The 23,139-nt window shown below is 51.3% G+C and carries 20 protein-coding genes; 12 read left to right on the plus strand and 8 right to left on the minus strand.

Annotated elements, in window-relative coordinates; all coding sequences use genetic code 11:
* Positions 1-311: 311 nt before the first annotated feature.
* Entirely contained in the window at positions 312-584 is a 273-nt protein-coding gene (locus tag BLW10_RS13670; protein WP_143116994.1) for a hypothetical protein, read from the plus strand.
* Positions 581-1,831, plus strand: coding sequence for a DNA cytosine methyltransferase (locus BLW10_RS03245; protein WP_091332362.1), 1,251 nt, complete (start codon positions 581-583; stop codon positions 1,829-1,831). Before BLW10_RS13670 ends, BLW10_RS03245 begins: the two co-directional genes overlap by 4 nt.
* Before the next feature lie 41 nt (positions 1,832-1,872).
* On the opposite strand, the gene BLW10_RS03250 is transcribed toward BLW10_RS03245, so the two are convergent.
* The 6 genes from BLW10_RS03250 to ppsA all read right to left on the minus strand — a co-directional run bounded on the left by BLW10_RS03250 (position 1,873) and on the right by ppsA (position 8,768).
* Positions 1,873-2,691, minus strand: a complete 819-nt coding sequence (locus tag BLW10_RS03250; protein ID WP_218139684.1) for a PDDEXK family nuclease — start codon at positions 2,689-2,691, stop codon at positions 1,873-1,875.
* A gap of 510 nt (positions 2,692-3,201) precedes the next feature.
* Positions 3,202-3,423, minus strand: coding sequence for a type II toxin-antitoxin system HicA family toxin (locus BLW10_RS03255; protein WP_218139685.1), 222 nt, complete (start codon positions 3,421-3,423; stop codon positions 3,202-3,204).
* Complete coding sequence (locus BLW10_RS03260) at positions 3,423-3,629, minus strand: type II toxin-antitoxin system HicB family antitoxin (RefSeq protein ID WP_091332367.1); 207 nt, start codon at positions 3,627-3,629, stop codon at positions 3,423-3,425. The genes BLW10_RS03255 and BLW10_RS03260 overlap by 1 nt, the downstream gene beginning before the upstream one ends.
* A 6-nt stretch (positions 3,630-3,635) precedes the next feature.
* Positions 3,636-3,848: a hypothetical protein gene (locus tag BLW10_RS03265; RefSeq protein WP_091332369.1), complete on the minus strand. Its 213-nt coding sequence runs from the start codon at positions 3,846-3,848 to the stop codon at positions 3,636-3,638.
* 164 nt (positions 3,849-4,012) lie between these two features.
* Positions 4,013-4,792 (minus strand): HNH endonuclease, encoded by a 780-nt coding sequence (locus BLW10_RS13675; protein ID WP_143116995.1) that lies wholly within the window; start codon positions 4,790-4,792, stop codon positions 4,013-4,015.
* A gap of 394 nt (positions 4,793-5,186) precedes the next feature.
* Complete coding sequence (gene ppsA / locus BLW10_RS03275) at positions 5,187-8,768, minus strand: phosphoenolpyruvate synthase (protein ID WP_091332371.1); 3,582 nt, start codon at positions 8,766-8,768, stop codon at positions 5,187-5,189.
* A 355-nt stretch (positions 8,769-9,123) separates the two neighbouring features.
* On the opposite strand from ppsA, the gene BLW10_RS03280 reads away from it, so the two are divergent.
* Entirely contained in the window at positions 9,124-9,831 is a 708-nt protein-coding gene (locus BLW10_RS03280) for a hypothetical protein (protein ID WP_091332372.1), read from the plus strand.
* Between the two features lie 62 nt (positions 9,832-9,893).
* Here the strand turns inward: BLW10_RS03280 and BLW10_RS03285 are convergent, their stop codons facing one another.
* Entirely contained in the window at positions 9,894-10,415 is a 522-nt protein-coding gene (locus BLW10_RS03285; protein WP_091332373.1) for a DUF7931 domain-containing protein, read from the minus strand.
* Positions 10,416-10,498: 83 nt separating this feature from the next.
* A complete protein-coding gene (locus BLW10_RS03290) occupies positions 10,499-12,472 on the minus strand; it encodes an alpha-amylase family glycosyl hydrolase (RefSeq protein ID WP_091332374.1) in 1,974 nt (657 codons plus the stop codon).
* A gap of 204 nt (positions 12,473-12,676) precedes the next feature.
* Between BLW10_RS03290 and BLW10_RS03295 the strand changes: the two genes are divergently transcribed.
* From BLW10_RS03295 to coaE, 9 genes are all read left to right on the plus strand, one after another.
* Positions 12,677-13,396 (plus strand): Crp/Fnr family transcriptional regulator, encoded by a 720-nt coding sequence (locus BLW10_RS03295; protein ID WP_091332375.1) that lies wholly within the window; start codon positions 12,677-12,679, stop codon positions 13,394-13,396.
* A gap of 43 nt (positions 13,397-13,439) precedes the next feature.
* A complete protein-coding gene (locus BLW10_RS03300) occupies positions 13,440-14,486 on the plus strand; it encodes a cytochrome-c peroxidase (RefSeq protein ID WP_091332376.1) in 1,047 nt (348 codons plus the stop codon).
* 278 nt (positions 14,487-14,764) lie between these two features.
* Positions 14,765-15,439 carry an exonuclease domain-containing protein gene (locus BLW10_RS03305; RefSeq protein WP_091332377.1) on the plus strand — a complete coding sequence of 225 codons (675 nt, stop codon included), beginning with the start codon at positions 14,765-14,767 and terminating at the stop codon, positions 15,437-15,439.
* A 123-nt stretch (positions 15,440-15,562) separates the two neighbouring features.
* Positions 15,563-17,509 carry an acetate--CoA ligase gene (gene acs / locus BLW10_RS03310; RefSeq protein ID WP_091332378.1) on the plus strand — a complete coding sequence of 649 codons (1,947 nt, stop codon included), beginning with the start codon at positions 15,563-15,565 and terminating at the stop codon, positions 17,507-17,509.
* 181 nt (positions 17,510-17,690) lie between these two features.
* A complete protein-coding gene (locus BLW10_RS03315; protein WP_091332379.1) occupies positions 17,691-18,524 on the plus strand; it encodes a LabA-like NYN domain-containing protein in 834 nt (277 codons plus the stop codon).
* A gap of 33 nt (positions 18,525-18,557) precedes the next feature.
* Positions 18,558-20,273 carry a type IV-A pilus assembly ATPase PilB gene (pilB, locus tag BLW10_RS03320; RefSeq protein WP_091332380.1) on the plus strand — a complete coding sequence of 572 codons (1,716 nt, stop codon included), beginning with the start codon at positions 18,558-18,560 and terminating at the stop codon, positions 20,271-20,273.
* A gap of 21 nt (positions 20,274-20,294) precedes the next feature.
* Entirely contained in the window at positions 20,295-21,557 is a 1,263-nt protein-coding gene (locus BLW10_RS03325) for a type II secretion system F family protein (RefSeq protein ID WP_091332444.1), read from the plus strand.
* A complete protein-coding gene (locus BLW10_RS03330; RefSeq protein ID WP_245709066.1) occupies positions 21,558-22,484 on the plus strand; it encodes a prepilin peptidase in 927 nt (308 codons plus the stop codon).
* The gene (coaE, locus tag BLW10_RS03335) at positions 22,481-23,125 is read left to right on the plus strand and encodes a dephospho-CoA kinase (protein ID WP_091332381.1); all 645 of its coding nucleotides are present in this window, start codon (positions 22,481-22,483) and stop codon (positions 23,123-23,125) included. Before BLW10_RS03330 ends, coaE begins: the two co-directional genes overlap by 4 nt.
* Positions 23,126-23,139 lie beyond the last annotated feature (14 nt).

Here is a 23,139-nt window from a genome sequence, read left to right on the forward strand (position 1 = left end):
CGTGCCAGTTCGCGCTCTGACTTCGTGGACTCGCGTAGCTCCTGACGAATCGCGGGTGTGGTGCGGGCGTTGCGATGTAGGTTCAGATTCATGATTAGATGTTCCCTTAAGTCGGTGATAGTGTCGTCGGCAGTCGCCGCTTGGTCGTCTTCAGCTCATCACTGAGTGTGCGCAGTGCCTCGCGGGCTTGGAACAAAGGATAGCTCCTTTTCGGAATATAATCCCACGGGACGGAACAGCTAAGGCTTGATGAAAGCATCATTATAATAGATAATGGAACGCAACATATATAATATTGAGAAACAAAAACAATGAAACTGGATTCATTTTTGGAACTTTTGTCTCAAGGGATAATCTCCAATATAACTGCTCAAGAAACCAAACCATCCAAAGGCAAGTCTTTAGAAGCAGGGAAGCCTGTTTGGATAGTCCAGATTACCCTATCCAATGGAAACATATCTTCACTCACGTCCTCACGTGGGTCAGACAGAGAGTGGGCATCACTGGATACCCTGAATGACTGGCTGAGAGGTCATGGTATTTCAACTTATCATATTGCTCACATGGAGGTGGCAAAAGCATGAAGTATATTTCGTTATTTAGTGGGGCTATGGGACTTGATTTAGGTCTTGAAATGGCTGGTTTCGAAACTGGCGTGTGCGTTGAGAATGATAAAGAGGCTGTGCGCACTATCAAACACAACCGCCCAAACCTTCCTGTATTTGATTGTTCAATCGAGGATGTAACGGGCAGTCAACTGAAAAAAGCTGCAAAATTTGGGAGTTCTCTAGTTCCATTGGTAGCTGGTGGACCACCTTGCCAAGCTTTTAGCGTATTTGGAAATCGATTAGGCATTGAAGATGCCAGAGGGCAGTTAGTTTTTGAATTCTTGAGAGTAGTCGAAGAAGCTAAACCCGCAACATTCTTTATGGAAAACGTCCGAGGGCTACTCTCGATGTCTATTGCTCCAAATAAAAAGGAGCTGCTAGAAGACCCTAAAATTCCAAGAGAATTTTTTGAAAAAGGCTCTTTGCTTCAAAAAATCTTTGACGAATTTAACAAGCTCGGTTATCACGTAGACTGTTTCGTTGTTAATTCAGTTAATTACGGAGCACCTCAAATTAGAGAACGAGTTCTTTTGATAGGAAATAGATTTGGTTATTCTGCAGACTTCCCAGAACCAAGATTCAGCAATCGACCAGAGGATAAATTACCTCCATTCAAAACGCTTGGCCAAGCTATTTCCCCAGAACATGGCTTTGTAGATAACTGCCCTGAGGTTATGAATTTTAGCCCTCGAAAGCTTAAATACTTATCTATGGTACCCGAAGGTGGAAACTGGCGAAGCCTTCCAGTTGATATTCAAAAGGAATCAATGGGTAAAAGCTGGTACTTGAAAGGTGGTCGAAGCGCATATTGGAGAAAGCTTTCATATGCGTTCCCAAGCCCTACGGTTGTTACTATGCCAAATCATGCTGGTACCAGCATGTGTCACCCAAAGGAATTAAGAGCCATTAGTATTGGTGAAGCAGCAGCTATTCAAGAGTTTCCCCGTGAATGGGAATTTCAGGGCACAACAACAGCTAAATTTAGACAAGTCGGCAATGCTGTTCCAACTAGGCTTGGTAAAATAGCTGGTGAAGTTATCTTAAAACTTTTGGATAAAATAAACAGCGAAGGCAAAGCTAAAGATCCAAAATGCGGTCACACAATTACGCACTTAAGGCCGCATGTTAGAACGAGAACATTCTGGAAAGACGGCGAATCTTTTGCTGGCGACAAATGCTATTACGATAGTGAAGCCGTAGAAAAACAGCTTGAGCTAATCTAACTTGAAAAATAGGCGGAGCTTGCTCCGCCTATTAATTAATCCTAACCATTTATTTTTTTTAATAGTTTGTTCCAATCGAGCTTTCCGTCAACCCGGACATCATTTTCGTACTTCTCAACTACACTAGCTTTAAATAGATCAAGAAGCGCGGAAGCTGTTTCATGTATTTTTTCTTCGTCCAAGGCTTGTTTAATGCCCTCTAAGACCCACTCCTGTGTATCGTTGGCTCCTCCACTTAACCAAGTCCAAAATTCTCTCCCAGCATAAACATGTACGTGCTCTGTTAAATCGACAACGTCATGGTTTGCACCACGATTTACACCTCGAAGAATATCGTATTTATCTGTTAGCCCATCTTTAGTACCATAGAAAACGCCAACAGCTATATTGTCGGCAACGCCTGGGTGCCTATGTCTAATTTCATTAAAAGCGACGTTGAGCTGGACGGCCATTGTTAATTGAATAGTCCACTTTCCAGCCTTTAACGAGAGCAGTTCTTTTTTACCATCCTCACGGGTAATGACATGGTCAATTTCATCAAAACAGGATTCGTTAAATGGTGGTGTTGATCTTCTAAAATTGGCGTCTAATTTTTGAGCACCAAATACATTGGGGAGTATTTTTTCGTCTATCAGCTTGCCAAATCCAGTGTTATGCCCAGTCATTAAATGGCTTGCAATTACTAAATCAGCAAGATCTTCAAAGCTCTTCAAATCATGGTAGTCAAAGAGAAATGGCATCATGAAAGGATTGATAGACATCGTCTCACTTAATTGGTCTTCAAGCTTTTTTCGTCGCTGCCCAATCCACCATTTCCCCCATTCTTTAACCCCTGATACAACTTCTTGCCTACTCTTCATTAATATTCCTTTGCTCGATATGGATGGAGCCCTAACGACATTTCGACCTCAAAAATGAGGTTAAATTCTGCTTGATTACACCTCAAATATAAGGTGTAAAGCTTTTACCACTCTAGCCGAACGCCGTCAAATTTTTCTTTTAGCTTCACTTTATCAACGATCTACGTTCAACCCTCTGGCGTGACTCCGGTTTTAGACGGCGTTTCGGTTTCCGAGCAAAAGCCTCGTTTACTGGTTTTCGGTCGAACGTGTTGCCGAGTATGTGGACGCATTTCATTCGACGAACGCCGCGATTAGCCGAGCCGGTTGAGCGAGAGCGAAACTGGCTTCGGCTGGAGCACCGTGTTAGATGGTTTAATGAATTAGATTCGGTCTTGAAAATCAAACCGAACCTGACCCGTTTAATGCGTTTAATGGTTTAATGTCACCCGTTTAATGTCGTTTAATGTTTAATGGTTTAATGCTGGCACAGAGCTAGACGCGGTTTTTGGGTCGCCGTTTATTCACTTGTTAGCATCTTTCGTTGAATTCGGAAACAGTGAGGCCGGAAGCTTTTATTAGGCTTCTGAGAGTTCCTTTTGCTATCTCCTTATGATCTGGAACCGATAGCGTAGTAATGCTATTGTCCTTTATCAAAATGATATGGCTTCCGTTTTGACGGGCAACTTTCCACCCAAATCGTTCAAATATTTGAACGACCTCCCTTCCGCTCAATACTGGCAAAGGAGGCATCAGGCGGCAACCTCGATCTGCCTTGTTTCAATAGTTAAGGGAAACCCTTTTTCCGCTCGAACTTCTAAGCATAATTCAATAGCTTCTTTTATGTTAATTAATGCTTCATTCTTTGTTGCACCTTGACTAATGCAACCTGGGATTGAAGGACACTCCGTTATCCAAATTCCATCTTCGTCGCGATCAACTGTTACTGTAAAATTCATAGCAGGTTACCTTTTGCTGTGCTTTTGGATAATTTGACAAATTTCAGCATCGAGTTTGGTTTGCTCAGTTGCCACTCTATTTTTCAATAGATTTTGCAACTTTTTTGCGTGTGCTATGGTTATAGCTTCCTCCGAATTTGAATGAATAAACTGAACGTTTGCCCAATTGGCTGGATTCTCTTCTGGAAAATCTTCGAAATATTCTGACCATTCGCCCATTTCGTTCTCCTTTGTCCGCTAACATCACGCATCCCGCCGATCGCAAAAAGCAAAGCGAAACCCATCATTTCACATCTGCTGCGGTGAATGATGGGTTTCACGGCTAACAAACATTAGAGCAACCGTCAAGCTTATCGCGTGGCCGTTCTACCCATCCTATCTTGCTAACCTTTTACAAAATTTATCGTATTTCGGAAACCAATTAAAAATAATTTTCCTTCGTCTTCAAAAACTATGACATGATCTTTTTCAAAGACTGAATTATCTTTCCTTCTTGATTCTGTAATTTTAAGATACTTACTTTCGTTGATCGCAGATTTTATTTCAAAAAAATAAGTACAGTTGTTTGCTAGTATCTTTTCTTCAAACTGTACGTATCCTTTATTATTGAGGAGTGCAAGTCCTTCAGTTATGTTTTGAGCAAATTTTTCTAAGTCATCTTCTGTTACCTCAACTTGTCGCTCTCCTCTTTTTCCTGACTCTATGATGCGGAGACACTTTTTTTGCTCAGCAAAATACCTTACATGAAAATAGTATATATGGCTTCCAGTTTTAACTTCTTCTGAGTATAAATTTTCGCTTTCATTAACTACTATTTTCTCGTTTTTCTCTATCATTTTTTCATCACGAATGCCATGAAGTTTTGCATGACACTTATCGCATACTACTAACAAATTATCAAGATGGTCTTCTTTATATTTTTTGGGATACCTAACATGATGAACTGCTTTATAAGGTGAGCTACAAAATTCACACTTATAATCAGAACGCTCTAATGCTTTTCTTCTTAAATCTTCCCATTTTTTTGAATTTAAATAATCTGAATAAAATTCAGAATTCTTTTTATTTTTTAAAGCAAATTGGTTTTTGTAAAACCATAATCCGACAAATCCTGAAATTAGAATTGTTACTTCTATAATAATAATTAAAAAACTGTGTTCCATTTATACTAACCTCGATTTTTCATTTCACGATGTCTAACGACATATCTACCTAAAATATAAGGTAATAAAATTTTATCATTCTGGCTAGGCATTGTCAAATTTTATTCTGGCTTCACTTTATCAATGATCTACGTTCAACCATCTGGCGTGACTCTGATTTGAGACGGCATTTCGGTTTCCGAGCAAAAGCCTCGTTTACTCGATCAGGTGAGTGACCAGCTGCGGGTCAAGCAGTGCGCCTTGCAGACTGAACAGCAGGGTAAGGGTTGCCACTTTTGGCAACCCAAGACTCAGCGCAAGCGGTCATCCAACCTACATCGCTTATCACTCTACCCACCAACAAAAAATCCCCCAAATGGGGGATTTTTTATGTTACGGAATCAATCGTCTTAGCTTAAAGCGTTTTAGCCTGTTCAGCTAAATAAAGCCAAGTATCAATTACCGTATCGGGATTGAGCGAAATACTACTAATCCCTTGCTTGAGTAACCAATCGGCAAAATCCTTATGATCCGACGGCCCCTGACCGCAAATACCGACGTATTTACCCTGAGCACGGCTGGCACGAATCGCCATTGACAGCATCTTTTTAACGGCCGGATCGCGCTCATCGAAATGCTCGGCGACCAGACTCGAATCACGATCCAGACCAAGCGTGAGCTGAGTCATATCATTCGAGCCGATTGAGAAGCCGTCGAAGTATTCTAAAAACTCCTCAGCCAGCACCGCATTCGACGGCAGCTCGCACATCATAATCAGCCGCAGTCCATCCTTGCCGCGCTCTAGCCCCTGCGCCGCCAGTGCTTCGGTCACGGCTTGCGCCTGACCTAAGGTGCGCACGAACGGAATCATAATCTCGACATTGGTCAGCCCCATGTCATTGCGCACGCACTTGAGCGCCTCGCATTCCATCTCGAAGCAGTCGCGGAAGTTTTCGGCCACATAACGTCCCGCGCCCCGGAAGCCGATCATCGGGTTCTCTTCTTCCGGCTCGTAGCGCGGGCCGCCGATCAAATTGGCGTATTCGTTCGACTTAAAATCCGACATGCGCACGATGACAGTATTCGGCGCGAACGCAGCGGCGAGCGTGGCGATGCCCTCGGCAAGCTTGGCGACATAGAACTCGCGTGGGCTGGCATAGGCGGCGATGCGCGGGGCGATCTGCGCCTTAAGATCCGCCGGCAACTGGTCGAATTCGAGCAGAGCTTTAGGATGAATGCCGATCATGTTGTTGATGATGAACTCCAGCCGCGCCAGACCAACACCCGCATTTGGGGTAGCGGAGAAGGCAAAGGCGCGGTCGGGATTGCCGACGTTCATCATGATTTTGACCGGAATCTCCGGCATGGCCGAGAGTTCGACGGTTTTGTAGTCAAAATCCAGCTTGCCATCATAGATAAAGCCAGTATCGCCTTCGGCACAGCTCACCGTGACCGGCTGACCTTCCTGCACCACCTCGGTCGCGTTGTTGCAGCCGACGACCGCCGGAACGCCGAGTTCACGGGCGATAATCGCGGCATGGCAGTTGTTGACCATGACCGGCGTATAACGCTCGGTGAACACGATGTAGTTGTGATGATCGGCGACCGTGATGTTATAGACCGCCTGTTCACCGCCGTCCTCGACCAGCCGCACCCGCGCCTGACGCAGATCGGAATCAAGCAGGGTTTCTAACCGCTGGGCGTGTGCGGTTTCTAGCTTCGGTAGTGCGGCGCGGATTGCCTGTTCGGTGACCAGATAGCCTTTGCGGACGCGATTGTTGATGTCGGAATTGACGTTGGGCGCAAACAGTTGTCGCGCATTAAAGAAGCGGCTGCCGACTTGACGGGTATCACGACAGGCAACGCGCTGGGTATAGCGGCCGATCAGATCGAGTTGCTCGACAATCTGCACGTTATGAATATGGCGGTTGCGTGTGACCTGGGGCACGGTGCCGAGACGCAGACAGGCGACGATCACGGCTTGCAGCGTTTCGGTATCGGACACATACAGATTCACGCGCCCGTTGTTAAAACAGCCGTCGCCGTCAATCAGACCAGCGAGAAAATGCGCGGCCAGTTCGCGGTCAGATTTCAGCAGCGTGGTGACAATGGTGTCCTGTTCGCGGCTCAGATCCTCAGCAATCGCTTTGGAATAACAGCGATAGGCATTGGCCTGACCGATGACCTGTGCGCCACGAATCACGCCCGTTGACACGGCTTTGGTCGAGACGCTGAAGCGTTTGCCGTAATTCTCAACTAGCGCCTCATTCATGCGCTCGATGAACTGTTGCTTGAGTTCGGTCGGTTTTTGGATAAACGCGACTTCGCCATGCGTGCGGGTCAGATGAATCTGCCCATCGCTCATCAGACCGCCGAGCAGATAGGCCAGCGAGCGTTCCTTGCCGGTCGAGCTGGCGAGTGCCGGTAACTGCTGGGCTAAGAGCACCGCGTCGTCATTGGCCAGCATCTGCTGCATTTCGCTATCGACGAGTGCGCCGTCGGCGAGATTGAGCATCTTATGATCGGGCGTCAGCGTCAGCGTATTGCCCTGCATCCGTCCGGTTTGCGAGACCTCAACGCGGATGGTCTGCGCCTGTTTTTTCATCACCGCCTCGACCGGCTTCCACTCAACTTTGAGCGTCGTGCGGTCGAGCGCCGGCACGCTCAAGCCTTCGTGACCCTGGGCATAGACTTCCGCGAAGGACATAAAGCCCTTGTTGGTCAACAGTTTTGTATCGCCCGCAAAACAGGTGCGCCCACCGCGATTGGTGACAATCGCCGCCGCACGCTTCATCACCGGCTCCCAATCGGGATCGGTCATATCGGTAATCAGCACATCGCCGGGCTGAACTTTGTGCATATCGGCGATGCTTTCGACGATCCGCGCCGCCCCCGCGCCGATGCGGTTGCCGATGCTGCGTCCGGTCGTGAGCACCGGCCCCTTGCCTTTGAGCAGATAACGCTCGATGACATTGCCGGTGCGACTTTGCACGGTTTCAGGACGTGCTTGGACGATGTAGAGCTTGCCGTCGGTGCCGTCTTTTGCCCATTCAATGTCCATCGGGCGGCCATAATGCTGTTCAATCAGAATCGCTTGTTTGGCCAGTTCTTGCACCTCGGCATCGGTGATGCTGAAGCGCGGGCGCAGGTCTTCGGGCACTGGCTCGGTTTTGACATGCGCATCATGGTCTGGGTCGCTGTAGACCATGCGAATGGCTTTATCGCCGACCGTGCGCCGCAGAATCGCCGGACGCCCGGCCGTTAAGGTCGGCTTGTGGACATAAAATTCATCGGGATTGACCGCGCCCTGTACCACCATTTCGCCCAGACCATAGCTGGCGGTGATGAATACAGCGTCACGGAAACCGGATTCGGTATCGAGCGTGAACATCACGCCCGAAGCGGCTAGATCACTGCGCACCATCCGCTGAATGCCCGCCGATAGCGCGACGTGGCGATGCTCAAAGCCCTGATGCACGCGGTAGGAGATCGCGCGATCGTTGAACAGTGAGGCAAAGACTTCTTTGATCCGATGCTTGATGTTGTCAAGCCCGTGGACGTTTAAGAAGGTTTCTTGTTGACCCGCAAAGGACGCATCCGGCAAATCTTCTGCCGTCGCTGAGGAGCGCACCGCCCACGAAACTTCATCGGTTCCAGCGTCAGCGGTCAGTTTGGCGTAGGCGTCGTTGATCGCGGCATCGAGTTCGGCCGGAAACGGCTGCGCCATCACCCAGCCGCGAATGCGCGGGCCAGCTTCCGCGAGGGCGCTGACATCTTCTACGTCCAGTGCATCCAGCACGGACTGAATCTGCTCATCGAGTCCATCTTTGGCCAAAAACTCGCGGTAAGCGTCAGCGGTGGTGGCAAAGCCGCCCGGCACGCTTACGCCAAGATGGGTCAGGTTCTGGATCATCTCGCCGAGAGAGGCGTTCTTGCCTCCGACGACGGGAACATCGTCCATCCCGAGGTCGCTGAGCCAGCGGACGTAGTCGGTCATCGTTGTGCTACTCCAGTCATGTCTTGTCTGTAAGATCGTGCGCGAGGGGTGATTCAGCCGTGCCGTCACAGTCTGGATCAGTCAAAGCGGGCGTGGAACGGGTGATCGTCGGTTGCAATAACCGCGTTATAATCTGGAAAATATACCCCAGCCGGACAGCAAACGTCCTGAGAGTCCATCAATCCTGAGCATTGAAGTGGCAGATTAGCCGATAGTGTGTCGCGCCCCGGATGCGCTGGTGTTCCGGTCACGGCAATTGTTATCTTGAATCAACGGCGTTGTTCGGGCAGCCTAGTTGTGCCGAGCCGTTTCTGAACCGATCTAGTCGATTACTCACACCGAGAGGACAAGTCACATGAGCGAAGAATTACCCGGCCTTGCACAATTGCGGGCGATGTTGGGCGCAAGCGATACCAGTCAATTGATCGTGCGCGGTTTGAGTATCGCCGTCGCCGCTGGAACTTTTTATGTGGTGTCCACCGATGCGCTCTATGGCGATGCTCCGCCGCTGCCGCTGGCGCAGATCGAAGCCAATGTCGTTCCGATTGGTAATGTGACGTTGGTGACGCCGCCAGCTCCAGCTCCGGTCGCTGAGGTTGCGCCAGTTGCCGCTGAAAACGCGGAAAACGCGGAAGCTGTTGCTCCAGTCGCTGAAACCGCGCCTGCTGTTGAAGAAGCTGCTGCACCTGTTGCCGCTGAAACCGCTCCGGCTGTTGAAGAAGCTGCACCTGTTGCCGCTGAAACCGCTCCGGCTGCTGAAGAAGCTGCACCAGTCGCTGCTGAAACCGCTCCGGCTGTTGAAGAAGCTGCACCAGTCGCTGCTGAAACCGCTCCGGCTGCTGAAGAAGCTGCACCTGTTGCTGCTGAAACTGCTCCGGCTGTTGAAGAAGCTGCACCTGTTGCCGCTGAAACCGCTCCGGCTGTTGAAGAAGCTGCTCCTGTTGCCGCTGAAACCGCTCCGGCTCCGGTCGCTGTTGAAGCGGTCGCCAAACCTGCCGCTCCGGTTCAGCGCCCAATGCCCGCTTGGATGCTGCACATGGCTCCGCTCTCTGCACCGAAATAATACAGTCCGCTCGGTTCAAGTCGTGCGTTGCTGGTCTTTCAGCAACGCATGACCCCCTCGCCTCAAATCACAAACTGCCGCAATTCCACATCCGCCACGCTCCGTTCCCACCGCTGCTCGAATTCCAACCGCCAGCGCCGCGCCAGCACCGAATCATCATAATCGGCCACCGCTTCCAGCCGCTCGACCAACCGCCGCCGCATATAGCCAGTCGCATCGACAATCAGCATCGCTTCAAGCTGATCTGGTTCATCATCGGCCACGCGCTGAATCGCAATACGCGAGGTCAACCGCCGCGCTAACTCAATCAGCCGATGTCCGCGCTGAAGCGCGGTGCGTGGATCGCTGATTAACACCCGTACACAGTAGCTCGGACGTTCGAGCGCCAGCCGCTTGATCGCCTGCACAAATGGCTCCTGCGCGTATATCGTCGCATCAAGCACCGGATCTTGAATCAACACCTCGCGTCGCGCCTGCGCGACCAGATGCGTGCTGACAGCGGCAATCGCTTGGCGGCCAATCAGTTGTATGCGCCCGCTTGTATCACCAAGCGTGCGCGTTAAATATTCAACGTCATTCGACATACAACTTGTTCCTAATTCCACCGCAGCAACTGTGCGTTAAACTGTGCATTGCGTTTCACTCATGCTCAAACAGACCAAGCAGACTAAAGTAATGACCGCGCCCGCTGGTCGGCAAGCCAATAAAAATGATACGGTGGAATCACAACGCGCCTATTTAGCACCGCTGGCGCATCGCCCGTGACTAAATCTTGAATTTGACCACTGCGGAATAATCCGCGATATGCTGGTGCATCCAGATCAAGATATTGCGGGGCGGCATCAAAATTCGCTGCAACCAGCACCGAACTCCCCGGCAAACTCGGATGGGTGCGCAAAAACGCAAAAATATGCGGATTGGCGGCATCAATCAATTCACGATTATTAAAATCAGCAAAAGCCGGAATATTCTTGCGCACCGCAATCAGGCGCTTGAGTCCATCAAAAATCCGCTGTTCAACGGTTCCCAATTCGCGGCGACGTTCAGCCCGATTCCAGTCAATGCGCGGACGATGAATCCACCGCGCATCACTGGCTTTATTCACATCATCCAGAAAAGAACGATCATTGAGCGTGCCGATTTCATCGCCATACCAAATCAATGGAATCCCGCCAAACGCTAAAATCATGCCGTGCAGAGTTAAAATCAATGCAATAGCTTGATCTATCGCGTTCTGCTCACCGGATTCGAGCGCCGCTTCCAGCCCCGCCAGCGATGCTAAAGCTCCAGCAATCCGCGCATCACCCGTTTTGTGATTCACTCCAAATGGTCGCCCACGCGCTGGCGAGCCATCAAATGTGCCGGTAAACCAGTCCACTAAAAAGCGGCGATGCGCGTGCGGGTCATAGTCACAGGCGCGAATATCCGCATCATCAAATCCCAATCCGATATCATCATGGCAGCGGGCATAATTAAGCCAAGTCGCACGGTCGAGCTTAACCGGCAGGCTTTTAATCCCTTGACTCAGTAGCTTGGCATTTTTTGTCGCCACCGCATCCCAGAGCAGTGCCATAAAGGTCGCGTTATAGGCAATCTCGCATTCTTTAGCGATCACCGCATCTTCACCAAAATATTTAATAATCTCCGATGGCGCAACAATAGCTTCAGCAATAAATAAGGTGCCCGGAGCGACGACCTGACAGCAATCTTTCATCATTTGCAAAATCAGATGCGCCTCCCGTTCATTTTGCGATGTAGTGCCGATCTTTTTCCATAAAAACGCCACCGCATCAAGTCGCAAAATATCTGCCCCTTGATTGGCCCAAAAGAGCACAATATCCAGCATTTCAATAAAAACAGCCGGATTAGAATAATTCAGATCCCATTGATAGCTGTTAAAAACCGTCATCACCCAGCGGCCCATTTCCGCATCCCAAGTGAAATTACCCGGCGCGGTTTCGGGGAAAATCTCTGGTAATGTTTCCTCGAACATATCGGGCACATCGCGATTCGGAAACACGTAATAAAAATCCTGATAGCTTTTGTCTCCGCTCCGCGCCCGTTGCGCCCAGTCGTGTTCATTTGAGGTGTGATTAACCACCACATCCAGTGTCAGCAGCATCCCGCGTGCCCGCATCGCCTCGCTGAGGGCGCGGATGTCGGCAACCGTGCCAGCGCGGGGATCGATGTTGCGAAAATCGCTCACGGCATAGCCGCCGTCGCTGGCTCCAAGCGGACAGCGCAGAATCGGCATCACATGCACCAAATTGACGCCGAGTTCTTGCAGATAGGGCAGCCGCTGCATCAGTCCCGCGAGATCACCGGCAAAGCCGTCGAGATACAGCGCCATGCCAACCCAGTCTTGACTTAAAAACCAGGTGTGGTTTTCCTCGCGGGTCATATCGAGCTGGCGCAGGGGTTCAGGACGGGCGATATAAGCCCGCGCCAGCCGCTCGGTCAGTTCGGTGAGGCGTTCTTTAAAATCCTCGCGATGGCCGTAGAGATGCGCGAACAGCGAGTGAATAGCATAAAAGTTCGCGCCCAATCGCGTGTAAAAATGGCGCAAATCCTCGCGCACGACCTGATGGCTGAGATCGTCGAGAATGTCGTTGAGCAGGGCGTGTGAAACCTGTTCGTACATGGTAAGAATGTCCAATTAAATGATGAATACTACCTGCTTGATACCGTGTAATCATATTCCAAAATGCGCTATCCTCTGTTCTGAGCTTGTCAGGATCTGTCCGAGCAGGTCGTTAAGTTCTTCCTGTTGACAAAGAACGAAGCGCGCTAGATGCGGCACGCTATCCCTCCCCGCTCTCAACAACGAGGTGCTCGCGCAACACTGATGATCGACGAACTACGCCGTGCGCCGTTGCTTGCGCGTCTGGAGTCGGTACAACTCCAGCGTATCGCACGGCGTGCCAGTCGTGTCAGCTTGACGGCAGAACAACTGCTATTCAGTCAAGGGGATGCCGCCACGCGCTTTTATTTGCTCCTCAACGGTCAGATGCGCTTATTTCGGCTCTCGCCTGAGGGCGCCGAAAAGGTCATCGAGATTGTCAGTCCAGGCCAGACTTTCGCCGAGGCGCTAATGTTTCTCAACGCTCCGCGCTATCCAGTCTGCGCCGCTGCGCTCGCCGATTCTGAATTGCTCGCTATTGATGCCACCGATTTTGCCGCGATGTTGCGCGAATCTGTGGATACCTGTTTTATGTTGCTCGGTGCCCTGAGCCAGCGGTTGCGCGGTCTCATCGGCGAAATCGACGATCTCACCCTTCACACTGCAACCAGCCGCGTCGCCCGCTATCTGGCCTCGCGCCTGCCAGCCGGAGCCGATACGCTCGAACTGGATGTGCGCAAAGGCGTGTTAGCCTCGCGGCTATCGGTACAGCCGGAAACCTTTTCGCGTGTCATCAAATCGCTCAGTGAGCGCGGTATTATTCACATGGATGGCACGCTGGTGCGCGCGCTTAATCCGCACCGACTGCTGGAAATCGCTGAATTAACCGACGCGCTCGAACCCGGCCCGATCTCAATCGGCAGTTTGGGTTCGCAACGTCCCTGAATTTTGCGCAAGTTAAACCACAAACAAGGAATCCATTGATTTTATGAAACACTCAAAATTGACAGCGTGTATTTCACTGGCGCTATTGATTTCAGGCAGTGCGCTGGCCGACGATCAAGCCTTGCGCGATAAAGCCGCCCGCGCTGGACTCGCGCCATTACCAGAAAGCGCACCGGATCCAATTGATAATCCCGTGACGCTTGAAAAAGTGCAGCTCGGCAAGGCGCTCTTTTTTGAGCCACGGTTATCAGTCAGCGGATTGATTAGCTGCAATACCTGCCACAATGTCGGCATGGGTGGCGATGATAATATGTCAACCTCAGTTGGGCATGGCTGGCAACAAGGGCCGCGTAATGCGCCGACGGTCTATAATTCAGTCTTTAATCGGGCGCAATTCTGGGATGGTCGCGCTGCCGATCTCAAAGAGCAGGCGAAGGGGCCAATTCAAGCCGGTGTTGAAATGGCTAATAAACCGGATCATGTTGTGGCAACACTGAAAAGTATGCCGGAATATGCAACCTGGTTTAGCGCGGCCTTTCCCGACGAAGCCGATCCGATTAACTTTGAAAATGTTGTTAAAGCAATTGAAGCCTTTGAAGTCAAATTGCTCACCCCAAATGCGCCCTTCGATCATTTTATGCAGGGTGTCGATACTGCAATAACCGCCGAGCAAAAAGAAGGGCTGGCGCTATTTGTTGATCGCGGCTGCACTGCCTGTCATAGTGGCGTCAATGTTGGCGGACAGAATTACTTTCCCTTCGGTCTCATTAAACGTCCGGGCGCAGATATTCTGCCACCTGAAGATAAAGGCCGTTTTGAAGTCACGCATTCGGCATCTGATGAATATGTTTTCCGCGCCGCACCGCTACGCAATGTCGCAGTGACCGCCCCCTATTTTCATTCGGGGCAGGTGTGGGATTTGAAACAGGCGGTCGGCGTGATGGGCACGGCGCAATTGGGTTTAGCTCTCAGCGATGCGGACGCAGGCAAGATTGCCGAATTTCTCAAATCACTGACCGGCGTTGCACCGCAAATTCAGTATCCGCAATTGCCAGTTGAGACAGTCAGCACACCACGTCCGCAACTGTGAAAGTTATTTGATTGACGGCAGTTGGCGATTGCTCAAAAAACGCCGCTTTGTGATGAAAATTATAAAGCGGCGTTCGTCGCACCACCTCAGCGAATTAAAGTGGTCAAATTAAAGAGGTCAGGTTCAATTTAGTTCTGAGAAATTTAATTAACCGGACAATCATTTAACGATATGCTCCAGCCGAAGCTGGTTTCGCTATTGATTAACTGACCCTGCTTCTCTCGTGACGAAGCTCCAGACTCGTGACCAGAAAACAAAATTGAACTAGCCCCCACCCCATGCTACTCACCGACTGGCCCCGCCGCTGGCATCATCACCGCGCCCCACCCGGCCCGCTGCGCGACTATCTCGCCCAACCCCTGCCGCATCCGAGCACCAATTATCGAGACGTTGACTATCTCGCCCTCGACCTCGAAACCACCGGCCTCGATCACCACCACGACCTGATTCTCAGCGTTGGCTATGTCGCACTTCACGGCCCAGAAATTGACCTCTCAACTGCGCGGCATCATCTGGTGCGCATCGACCGCTCCATTCCCGAAGCCAGTGCCGTGATTCATCAGATCACCGACGACCAAGCCGCCACCGGCCGCGAACTCATCGCGGTGCTCGGCGACACCCTCGCCGCTCTCAGCGGGCGCGTCCTGATTGCCCACCACGCCAGCATTGAGCAGGGGTTTTTATCCAATGCCTGTAAACGCTGCTGGGGTCGCGGTCTGCCGCTGCGCATCGTCGATACCCAAACGCTCGCTCATCGCACCTTCGAGCGACGACAAATTCCGTTCAAATCCGGCGATTTACGCTTACATGCCCTCACGACCCGCTACAATCTGCCGCGCCACAGTGCGCATAATGCCCTGAGCGATGCGCTGGCCGCTGCCGAGCTGTTTTTAGCCCAAGCCGCCTATCGCGATGACGGCAAGCGGCTCAATCTTTCAGAATTTTTAAGCTAAACGCACCCACTCGGCGCGACTTTGCTAGATCGGCACGGAGTCGCCGGTTTACTATTAGTCTGTTTCGATCCCCCTGATCGAAGCAGGCAACACATCATCGAAGAGATCGAGGAGATCCGATTCATGTCTGAAGAAAAGCTCTATCCTGTTCCAGCGGCCATCGCCGCTAACGCGCACGTCAACGCCGAGCAGTACGCGGCCATGTATCAGCGTTCCCTCGATGATCCGGCGGGTTTTTGGGCTGAACAGGCTGAAACCTTCGTCACTTGGAGCAAAAAATGGAATACGGTTCTCGATTACAGCTACCACGCCGACGATCTGCATATCAAATGGTTTGACGGCGGTCAACTCAACGTCTCTTACAACTGCCTCGACCGTCATCTCGCCACCCGTGGCGATCAAGTCGCCATCATCTGGGAAGGCGATAACCCGAACGAAGATCGCAAGCTCACCTACCGCGAGCTACACGCCGAAGTCTGCCGCCTCGCCAATGTGCTCACCACCTACGGCGTCAATAAAGGCGACCGCGTCTGCATTTACTTGCCGATGATCCCCGAAGCCGCTGTCGCCATGCTTGCCTGTACCCGCATCGGCGCGGTGCATTCGATTGTGTTCGGCGGTTTTTCGCCCGACTCGCTGCGCGACCGCGTGCTCGATTCCGAATGCAAGCTGGTCATCACCTCCGATGAAAGCGTGCGCGGTGGGCGGCATGTTCCGCTGAAAAAGAACGCTGATATTGCCCTGCGCGAATGCCCGAATGTCTCGACCATGCTCGTGGTGCGCCGCACTGGGGGTAACGTCGAGTGGGTCGAGGGCCGCGATGTCTGGTATCACGAAGCCTTAGATGCCGCCGCGCCCGACTGCGCTCCAGTCGAGATGGACGCTGAAGATCCGCTGTTCATCCTCTATACCTCCGGCTCGACCGGCAAGCCAAAGGGCGCATTGCATACCACCGGCGGCTATCTCGTCTATGCGGCGATGACACATAAATATGTGTTCGATTATCAAGACGGCGAGGTCTATTGGTGTACAGCCGACGTGGGCTGGGTCACGGGGCACACCTATATCATCTATGGCCCGTTGACCAACGGCGCGACCACGCTGATGTTCGAGGGCATCCCGAACTATCCCGATATGTCGCGGTTTTGGGATGTGATTGATAAACATCAGGTTTCGATCTTCTACACCGCGCCCACTGCGATCCGCTCGCTGATGCGTGCCGGTGAAGAGCCGGTCAAAAAGACCTCGCGCCAATCGCTGCGCGTGCTCGGTTCAGTCGGCGAGCCGATCAACCCCGAAGCTTGGGAATGGTATTACCGCGTGGTCGGCGATGAGCGTTGCCCCATCGTGGATACCTGGTGGCAGACCGAAACCGGCGGTCACTTGATTACCCCGCTGCCGGGTGCCACCGCGCTCAAGCCCGGCTCGGCTACGCGCCCATTCTTCGGCGTGGTGCCAGAGCTGGTCGATCCCTCGACCGGCGTACCGCTGCAAGGCGAGGGCGAAGGCGCGTTGGTCATCTGCAAACCCTGGCCGGGCCAGATGCGCACTGTTTACGGCGATCATCAACGCTATATCGACACCTACTTCAAGCAATATCCGGGCTACTATTTCACCGGCGACGGCGCACGCCGCGACGCCGACGGCTACTATTGGATCACCGGCCGCATCGACGACGTGCTCAACGTCTCCGGGCATCGGCTCGGCACAGCAGAAATCGAATCGGCGCTGGTGCTGCATCCGCATGTCGCCGAGGCCGCCGTCGTCGGCTATCCGCACGATCTCAAGGGCCAGGGCATTTATGCCTATGTCACCCCAATGGCCGGCGTGGAGCCGACTGACGAACTGAAAAAGGAATTGGTGTCACTGGTACGCGGCGAAATCGGCCCGATTGCCATTGTAGACATCATTCAATGGGCACCCGGACTGCCCAAAACGCGCTCAGGCAAAATCATGCGCCGCATTTTGCGCAAGATCGCCGCCAATGAGATCGACTCGCTCGGCGACACCTCCACCCTCGCCGACCCAACCGTGGTAGACGATCTGATCGCCAACCGCGCCATCCAGTAAGACGCTCGCGGCCTGGTGCGCCGGGCCGCGCTACTCGTCTTGAACAAGGACTCGGTCAGTTGACCCACAGGGATTGAACTTGATTGTTTTTATAACTGGTTTCAAACGGTCTGCATCAATAACACGCATGTGTTCATCTATTTACCAAACCGTTTGAACGTTTCATCTCACGAGGTTTATCTTGTCTGCTAATTTTCGAGTTGGAGTCTTCGTTGACGCCGAAAATGTGCGTTACAACGGCGGTTATCAGATGCGTTACGACATTCTGCGCCGCTTTGCCGCCCGTGAAGGCGGTGTTTTGCAACGCCTCAATACCTACATGGCTTTTGATGCCGAGCGTGCCCGCGAAGATTACGAATACAAAAAGAAGGCCCACGCCTATCAGCAAATGGTGCGTGATTTTGGCTGGAAAATCACCGCCAAAACCGTCCGCCGCTATACCGATGAAAACGGCAATGTGACCACCAAAGCCAATGCCGATCTCGACATGGCGGTTGATGCCATGCTGCAAGCGAATCGGCTCGATCAGGTATTACTGGTTACGGGTGACGGCGATTTTCTGCAAGTTGTCGAAGCCTTGCAAAATACTGGCTGCCGCGTTGAATTGATCGGCTTTAAAAACGTCTCGCGCTTGTTACAGCAGCGGGTTGATGCGTTTTATTCGGGCTTTATTATTCCTGAATTGCTCCCGATTTATTACGAACCACGCAATGAATGGGGCAAACCTAATTCCTGCGTGCGTGGGGTCTGCACCAAATGGTTCCCTGAAAAAGGCTACGGCTTTTTGCGCGTGATGAATAACATCTCGCCGAATCTCTGGGTCACGGATCCACGCGAACCAGATTCGCCCTATATCAGCATCTTCTGTCACGCCAATGAAGTCGCCGATGAAGTGACCGAAGATTTGTTGATGAACCGCGAAACCATCCTCGAATTTTATGTCAACGAAAGCGAGCAAAAAGACAACGGCCTAGTTGCCAATAATGTGAGATTAGCTTTCTCGGTCAATCGCTAATCATCAGCCGCTGTCAGCCAGAAGGGGTCGCCGATGTCAAAGGAACCAGCCGCATATAAACCATCGGGATTAGCTTGGCAATTAGTCAGAGAGCAATTAATCTCTGAAACGCAAATGCAGGCAGCTTATCAGGAAGCACGCAATAAAGGACGTACCTTTGTGCAACATCTCGTCGAGGAAAAAATCCTCGATAGCCGCCAGCTCGCAATTCTTGCCTCGCAAGCATTTGGCGTTCCCCTGCTTGATTTAGACGCATTCGAGACCGACACCCTGCCGCTCACGCTCGTCGATGAGCGGCTCATCAATAAACATCGCGCCCTGCCCTTAATGCGGCGCGGTAATCGGCTCTTTTTAGCCGTCTCTGATCCCACCAATGATCAAGCACTCGAAGAAATCCGCTTTAATACCGGTCTCGCAACGGATCCGATTCTGGTCGATGAACAGAAACTCAGCCAAGCGATTCAAAAATCCGGTCATGCGCAAGATACCAGTAGTATTAGCGATTTCGGCGATGCTGATTTAGAAAAACTCGAAATTGAAAATACCGAAAGCGAAGACACGGAAAATCTCGACGCTGCTGTAGATGAAGCGCCGATTGTCCGCTATGTCAATAAAATTCTGGTCGATGCGATTACCGCTGGCGCTTCGGATATTCACTTTGAGCCATTTGAAAAATACTTTCGTATTCGCTTTCGTCAAGATGGCTTATTGCGCGAAGTTGCTAATCCACCGCTCAATATGGCCAGTCGGCTGACATCGCGTCTTAAAGTCATGTCACGCATGAATATTGCCGAGCGGCGCGTACCCCAGGACGGGCGCATTAAACTCAAACTCAGCCGTAATCGTGATATTGATTTTCGTGTCAATACCCTGCCGACGATTTATGGCGAAAAGATTGTATTGCGAATTTTGGATTCCAGTTCGGCGCAAGTTGGCATTGATGCGCTTGGCTTTGAACCGGAACAACGTGATGCGTTTCTCAATGCAATTAAAAAGCCCTATGGCATGATTTTGGTCACTGGGCCAACTGGTTCCGGTAAAACCGTTTCACTCTATACCGCGCTGAATATTCTCAACGATCCAGAAATCAATATTTCTACTGTCGAAGATCCGGTCGAAATTCAGGTGGCCGGCATCAATCAGGTCAATCTAAATCCAAAAAGCGGCTTAACCTTTGCTGCTGCGCTCCGTGCTTTTTTGCGTCAAGATCCAGATATTCTCATGGTCGGTGAGATCCGTGATTTAGAAACCGCCGAAATTGCTGTAAAAGCTGCGCAGACGGGACATTTAGTGCTGTCAACATTGCACACCAATGACGCACCGCAAACCCTAACCCGATTAGCTAATATGGGCGTGCCGCCGTTTAATATCGCCTCTTCGGTGCTATTAATTATGGCGCAGCGTTTAGCGCGTAAGCTATGCGTTCATTGCCGAACCGTGCTGAATTTGCCACATCCGGCGCTGTTAACAGCGGGTTTTAGTGAGGCAGAGATTGACGCTGGTTTAACTATTTATGGGCCGGTTGGCTGTGATAAATGTAATAAAGGCTATCGCGGGCGCATTGGTTTATTTCAGGTCATGCCGATTTCCGAAGAAACCACGCGCTTAATTCTTGAAGGCGGCAATGCAATACAGCTTGCCGATCAAGCACGCCGCGAAGGAATCGCCGATCTACGCGCTTCTGGATTACGTAAGGTCAAGGCTGGAATTACCAGTCTGGAAGAAATCAATCGCGTTACAACCGAATAATTATTTACGGAGCATATGCGCATGGCACTTGCCGCAAACACCAAGCTCAAGCCGGCGTCTAAATCGCAACCGAAAACGGACGAATCGAAAGTCTTTCTCTGGGAAGGCACGGATCGGCGCGGTTCAAAGCTCAAAGGTGAATTACGCGCATTGAATCCGAATGTGGTGCGTGCCGATTTGCGTCGGCAAGGTGTTAATGTCAATAAAATCAAAGCTAAACCCAAGCCGTTATTGGGTAGCGGTAAAAAGAAAATTACTAGCCAAGATTTGTCGATTTTCACGCGACAATTGGCAACGATGATGGCCGCTGGCGTGCCCTTAGTACAGGCATTCGATATTGTTGGGCGTGGACATGAAAACCCGGCAATGCAAGATATAATTCTTGCGATTAAGCAGGACATCGAAAGCGGAACGGCAATGTCAGTTGCAATGGCTAAACATCCACTCTATTTCGATGATTTAGTGTGCAGTTTAGTGGCCGCTGGTGAACAAGCGGGTGTGCTAGATGCACTGCTCGATAAAATTGCAACCTACAAAGAAAAAACCGAGTCAATCAAAGGGAAAATTAAAAAAGCCTTGTTTTATCCAGCAGCGGTTATTGTCGTTGCGATTGTCGTTACAGTCGTAATTTTATTGTTTGTCATTCCACAATTTAAAGATTTGTTTACGAGTTTTGGTGCTGATCTACCAGCCTTTACGTTAATGGTCATTGGGTTATCAGATATGATCCGTGAATGGTGGTGGGCGTTACTCGCCGGACTCGGAGCTGTGTCGTATATTTTTGGTCAAACCTTTAAACGTTCACGGGCATTTCGTGAAATGATTGATCGTGCGAGTCTCAAAATCGCAATCATTGGCCCGATTTTGAATAAAGCGGCGATTGCCCGCTTTGCGCGGACGCTTTCGACCATGTTTGCTGCTGGTGTGCCATTGGTCGAGGCGCTGTTATCCGTATCTGGTGCTACCGGCAATATCGTGTATCAAGATGCCGTATTGAAAATGCGCGAAGATATTGCAACAGGTCAATCCTTACAATTAGCCATGCGCCAGCGTGAATTATTTCCGCATATTGTGATTCAGATGACTGCTATTGGTGAAGAATCAGGCGCACTCGATCATATGCTGGCGAAAGTTGCCGATTTTTATGAAGAACAGGTCGATAACGCGGTTGATGCGTTGAGCAGTCTGCTGGAGCCGATGATTATGGTAGTCATCGGCGGTTTGGTGGGCAGTTTGATTGTGGCGATGTATCTGCCGATCTTCAAATTGGCGTCGGTTGTTTAAATGATGGACGTGCTCTCAACTTGGCGCGAATTATTTGCGCAGCATCTCTGGCTGCTGTATAGCAGCACTGTGCTATTGGGCTTGTTAATCGGGAGCTTTCTCAATGTTGTGATAGCACGCTTGCCGCGCATGATGGAAGCGAGTTGGCGGCGCGATTGCACTGAATTGCTCAATGCGAATACCGAACAAAATGCAGATGTCATTACGACATCGAATACCGCCGACGCATTAGAAAAACCGCTGAGTTTATCGCATCCGCCTTCAACCTGTCCGCAGTGCGGACATCGGATTCGAGCGTATGAAAATATTCCAATTCTGAGTTATCTCTTATTACGCGGACGCTGTTCTGCCTGTCATACCCGCATTAGTCTGCGCTATCCGATCATTGAGGGCTTGACGGCAGTCTTGAGTTTAATCGTGGTGCTGCATTTTGGCCTGACTGCCCAAGCAGCAGCGGCGCTGATTTTGACTTGGGTATTGATTGCGCTGGCGTTGATTGATTTCGATACCCAATTATTACCCGATAGTTTAACGCTGCCGGTTTTATGGTTGGGATTGGTCTTCAGTCTTTTTGAAGTATTTATTGCGAGTCAGAGCGCCATCATCGGCGCAGTTGCGGGCTATTTAAGTCTGTGGACAGTGTTTCAATTATTTCGATTAGCGACCGGCAAAGAAGGCATGGGCTATGGCGATTTTAAGCTCTTAGCCCTGCTCGGCGCTTGGCTCGGTTGGGCGGCGCTGCCGCAGATTATTATGCTCTCGGCGCTAGTTGGGGCGCTGGTTGGTGTCGCGCTGCTGTTGACGGGGCGGCATACCGCTGGGAAACCGCTGCCTTTTGGCCCGTATCTGGCGGCGGCGGGCTGGATTAGCCTGCTCTGGGGCGAGGTCATCAACGGTGCTTATCTGCGTCTGAGTGGCCTGACGTGAGCGGCGTCGGGCTGGTGGTGGCGCTGACTGGCGGTATCGGCAGCGGCAAAACGACGGTCGCGGATCGGCTTGCGGCACTGGGGGCGGGCGTGATCGACACTGATGTGATTGCGCGGACGCTGACGGCCCCGAATGGCGCGGCGCTCGAGCCGATTATTGAGACCTTCGGGGCGGCGCTGCGCTGTGCTGATGGCACACTCGACCGCGCCCGCTTGCGCGACAGGGTGTTTGCGGATTCAGGCGCACGCGCTCAATTAGAAGCAATTCTCCATCCACGTATCGAAGCAATCATGCTGGAGCAGCTTGCTGCCTTGCAGACGGTTTATGCCGTGCTGGTGATTCCGCTGTTATTTGAGACCGGACAGGAGCGCCACGCGGATCGAGTGCTGGTGGTCGATGTGCCGGAATCTATTCAGATAGCGCGGGTGATGCAGCGCAGTGGTCTGACAGAAATTGAAGTGCGGCGCATCATCGCCAGTCAGATTCCACGTCAAGCATGCAATGCACGGGCGGATGATGTGATTGATAACAGCGGCTCGCTGGCGCAATTAGAACCGCAGGTGAGGGCGCTGCATGTGCGGTATCAGCTTTCAGCCGCCAGCGGTCAGCGTCCAGCTTGTAACGGTTTTAACCGTTCGTGATCCAGGCTCACTGA

Source organism: Allochromatium warmingii, from assembly GCF_900107145.1.
Taxonomy (GTDB): Bacteria; Pseudomonadota; Gammaproteobacteria; order Chromatiales; family Chromatiaceae; genus Thermochromatium; species Thermochromatium warmingii.

What these genes read in the sequence shown, in the direction of transcription:
- BLW10_RS13670 (WP_143116994.1), top strand. Translation starts at nt 312, where the DNA reads ATGAAACTGGATTCATTTTTGGAACTTTTGTCTCAAGGGATAATCTCC.
- BLW10_RS03245 (WP_091332362.1), top strand. Translation starts at nt 581, where the DNA reads ATGAAGTATATTTCGTTATTTAGTGGGGCTATGGGACTTGATTTAGGT.
- BLW10_RS03250 (WP_218139684.1), bottom strand. Translation starts at nt 2,691, where the DNA reads ATGAAGAGTAGGCAAGAAGTTGTATCAGGGGTTAAAGAATGGGGGAAA.
- BLW10_RS03255 (WP_218139685.1), bottom strand. Translation starts at nt 3,423, where the DNA reads ATGCCTCCTTTGCCAGTATTGAGCGGAAGGGAGGTCGTTCAAATATTT.
- BLW10_RS03260 (WP_091332367.1), bottom strand. Translation starts at nt 3,629, where the DNA reads ATGAATTTTACAGTAACAGTTGATCGCGACGAAGATGGAATTTGGATA.
- BLW10_RS03265 (WP_091332369.1), bottom strand. Translation starts at nt 3,848, where the DNA reads ATGGGCGAATGGTCAGAATATTTCGAAGATTTTCCAGAAGAGAATCCA.
- BLW10_RS13675 (WP_143116995.1), bottom strand. Translation starts at nt 4,792, where the DNA reads ATGGAACACAGTTTTTTAATTATTATTATAGAAGTAACAATTCTAATT.
- ppsA (WP_091332371.1), bottom strand. Translation starts at nt 8,768, where the DNA reads ATGACCGACTACGTCCGCTGGCTCAGCGACCTCGGGATGGACGATGTT.
- BLW10_RS03280 (WP_091332372.1), top strand. Translation starts at nt 9,124, where the DNA reads ATGAGCGAAGAATTACCCGGCCTTGCACAATTGCGGGCGATGTTGGGC.
- BLW10_RS03285 (WP_091332373.1), bottom strand. Translation starts at nt 10,415, where the DNA reads ATGTCGAATGACGTTGAATATTTAACGCGCACGCTTGGTGATACAAGC.
- BLW10_RS03290 (WP_091332374.1), bottom strand. Translation starts at nt 12,472, where the DNA reads ATGTACGAACAGGTTTCACACGCCCTGCTCAACGACATTCTCGACGAT.
- BLW10_RS03295 (WP_091332375.1), top strand. Translation starts at nt 12,677, where the DNA reads ATGATCGACGAACTACGCCGTGCGCCGTTGCTTGCGCGTCTGGAGTCG.
- BLW10_RS03300 (WP_091332376.1), top strand. Translation starts at nt 13,440, where the DNA reads ATGAAACACTCAAAATTGACAGCGTGTATTTCACTGGCGCTATTGATT.
- BLW10_RS03305 (WP_091332377.1), top strand. Translation starts at nt 14,765, where the DNA reads ATGCTACTCACCGACTGGCCCCGCCGCTGGCATCATCACCGCGCCCCA.
- acs (WP_091332378.1), top strand. Translation starts at nt 15,563, where the DNA reads ATGTCTGAAGAAAAGCTCTATCCTGTTCCAGCGGCCATCGCCGCTAAC.
- pilB (WP_091332380.1), top strand. Translation starts at nt 18,558, where the DNA reads ATGTCAAAGGAACCAGCCGCATATAAACCATCGGGATTAGCTTGGCAA.
- BLW10_RS03325 (WP_091332444.1), top strand. Translation starts at nt 20,295, where the DNA reads ATGGCACTTGCCGCAAACACCAAGCTCAAGCCGGCGTCTAAATCGCAA.
- BLW10_RS03330 (WP_245709066.1), top strand. Translation starts at nt 21,558, where the DNA reads ATGATGGACGTGCTCTCAACTTGGCGCGAATTATTTGCGCAGCATCTC.